Origin of the sequence: Bradyrhizobium sp., from assembly GCF_049581145.1 — a bacterium.
In the GTDB taxonomy this organism is placed as follows: domain Bacteria; phylum Pseudomonadota; class Alphaproteobacteria; order Rhizobiales; family Xanthobacteraceae; genus Bradyrhizobium.
This window is the reverse complement of the sequence record NZ_JBAURI010000799.1, coordinates 1-2435: the sequence shown is the minus strand read 5'-3', so window position 1 is coordinate 2435 and position 2435 is coordinate 1. Positions and strand designations below refer to the sequence as shown.

General features: G+C 64.4%; 3 protein-coding genes. All 3 read right to left on the bottom strand.

Translation table 11 applies throughout. From position 1 onward, the window contains the following. Nucleotides 1-580: amidase family protein (locus WCB02_RS26295; protein WP_423962685.1), on the bottom strand; the 580-nt coding region annotated here is incomplete at its 3' end. A gap of 74 nt (nt 581-654) precedes the next feature. Further along, a complete protein-coding gene (locus WCB02_RS26290; RefSeq protein WP_423962684.1) occupies nt 655-1221 on the bottom strand; it encodes a c-type cytochrome in 567 nt (188 codons plus the stop codon). A gap of 71 nt (nt 1222-1292) precedes the next feature. Continuing rightward, the coding region (locus WCB02_RS26285) for a PQQ-dependent sugar dehydrogenase (protein ID WP_423962683.1) at nt 1293-2435 on the bottom strand (1143 nt) is incomplete at its 5' end.

Below are 2435 nucleotides of genomic sequence, written 5' to 3'. Positions count from 1 at the left end.
GCCGCAACCCGTGCACGCCGCAGGCGTAGGCCGGATAGCGGATCGAGCCCGCAATATCGGTGCCGTGCGCGATGTGGCCGATACCGGCAGCCACCGCGGCGCCGGCGCCGCCGGACGAGCCGCCCGGCGTGATCGAGGGATCACGCGGATTTTTGGTTTCGCCATGGATCAGATTGGTGGTGAACCATCGGTAGGAAAACGCCGGACAATTGGTGCGCCCCAAAATGACGGCGCCGGCCTGGCGCAGATTGTCGATCACCGGGCTGTTGCTCGCAGCGATCAGGTCGCGCTGCAGTTTCAGGCCGTTGGTGGTGGCAAAGCCCTGCTGATCGATATTGGCCTTCACCGTCACCGGCACGCCCGAAAGGGCGCCCGTGTCCTCGCCGCGCGCCAGCGCCGCATCGACTCCCGCGGCCTGGCGCAGCACGTCCTCCGGCCGATGGTCGACGACCGCGTTGATCGCAGGGTTGACCGCGTCGAGGCGCGCCAGCGCCGATGTCGCCGCCTCCTTGGCGGAAACCTGTTTCGACCTGATGAGGGCTGCGAGGTCGGCGGCCGACAGGCGCCAGAGATCGTCCATGTCCAACTCCGTTGTGTTGCCGTCTTGTAGCGCCACAGCCGAGGCAAGGCCACCGGCAAACGGAGAGCAATGATTCAGTGCACGCGGGCGATATAATAGGCAAGATCAGCGATCTGGTCGGACGTGACCGGCTGCATCACGTCCGCCATGGTGCCATCATAGCCGTGGCGGCTGTTGTCCTTGTATTCGGACAGCGTCTTGGCGAGGTAGTCTTCGCGCTGGTCGGCGATGCGCGGAACATTGTCGCCGCCGGAGAAATCCGGCCTGTGGCAGGAACTGCAGTGATACCGTGCAGCGAGCAGCTGGGCGCGCTGGATGCGGGCGGGATCGCCGGCATCCGCCGGCGGCTGCGGCTTGGGCAGTTTCGCGATGTAGTCGGAAAAGCTGCGAAGATCGTCGTCGCTCAGCAACTTCGCCATCTCGTTCATCGGCGCGAAGCTGCGCAGCTTCTCGCGGAACATGAAGAGCTGGACCAGCGCGTAAGCCGCCTGCTGGCCGCCCAGCGACGGAATGTTCTCGGTCTGCGACTGGCCCTGCTCGCCATGGCAGCCGAGACAGGGGGCGGCGCGCTGTTCGATGGTTTCGGCCTGTCCGGATGACGCGACCAAAGCCAACGCCAGCACCACACCCAGTTTACGCATACGCGACGTCTTTCGTCATTCCAGCCGTCATTCCGGGGCGCGCGGAGCGCGCCCCGGAATGATACATGAGATTACTGCGCCGAGACGTTTTGCTTGCCGTAGCTGATGCGATAGACGGCGCCGTTATAATCGTCGGAGACCAGCATCGAGCCATCCTTGAGCTGCAGCACGTCGACCGGCCGGCCGATATACTTGTTGTTCTCCAGGAAGCCGGTGACCAGGGGTTCGATCGACTGGACCTTGCCATCCTTCTCCAGCCTGACCACGACCACGTCGCCGCCGAACTTGTTGGTCCTGTTCCAGGAGCCGTGCCGCGCCAGGATGATCTCGTTCCTGAACGAGTTCGGGAACATGCTGCCGGTATAGAAGCGCATGCCGAGCGCCGCCGCGTGCGGTCCCATCAGCCCAACCGGCGGGGTGAACTCGCTGCAGGAGTGGCCCCAGCCGAAGTCGGGATCGGGGATATTGCCCTGGTAGCAATAGGGCACGCCAAAATCCTCGCCCACCTTGGTGACCCGGTTGAGCTTGTCCTCGGGCACGTCTTCCGACAGCCAGTCGCGGCCATTGTCGGTGAAGTACATCTGCTTGGTCTCGGGATTCCAGTCGAAGCCGACTGAGTTGCGGACGCCATAGGCGACCACTTCCGCACCCGACCCATCGAGATTGATCCGCCGGATCTGGCCATGGGCGTCGTCATGCAGCACGTTGTTGCCGGGCTGCCCGACCGGGACATAGAGCTTGTTGTCCGGGCCGACCGCGATGAACTTCCAGCCATGAGCTTCGTCTTTCGGCAGGTTGTCATAGATGACCGTCGGCTTCGGCGGATTGTCGAGAACGTCCTCGACGTGCTCGATCTTGGAGATGCGCGACAGCTCCGCGATGTAGAGCGTGCCGTCGTGGAAGGCGACGCCGTTCGGCCGGTACAGGCCGGAGGCCAAAACCTTGACCTCGCGTTTGCCGTCCTTGTCGATGATGGCATAGACCTTGTCGACCAGGCGGCTGCCGACGAACACCGTGCCCTTGTCGCCGAGCGCCAACGAACGGGCGTTCGCCATGCCGCTCGCAAAGACCTCGATATTGAAGCCGGCGGCCGGCTTGAGTTTGCCGATCGGCAGCTTGTCCGCCGCGGTCGCCAGCGGTGGCGACGGAACCGGCGCGAGCTTGGCTGCGGCTTCGTTGTCGGGTCGGCCGATCAAGGGCGAACCCGGCGGCAG

Excerpts from the sequence above, each read along its gene's own strand:
- WCB02_RS26290 (WP_423962684.1), bottom strand. The coding sequence starts at position 1,221 with ATGCGTAAACTGGGTGTGGTGCTGGCGTTGGCTTTGGTCGCGTCATCC.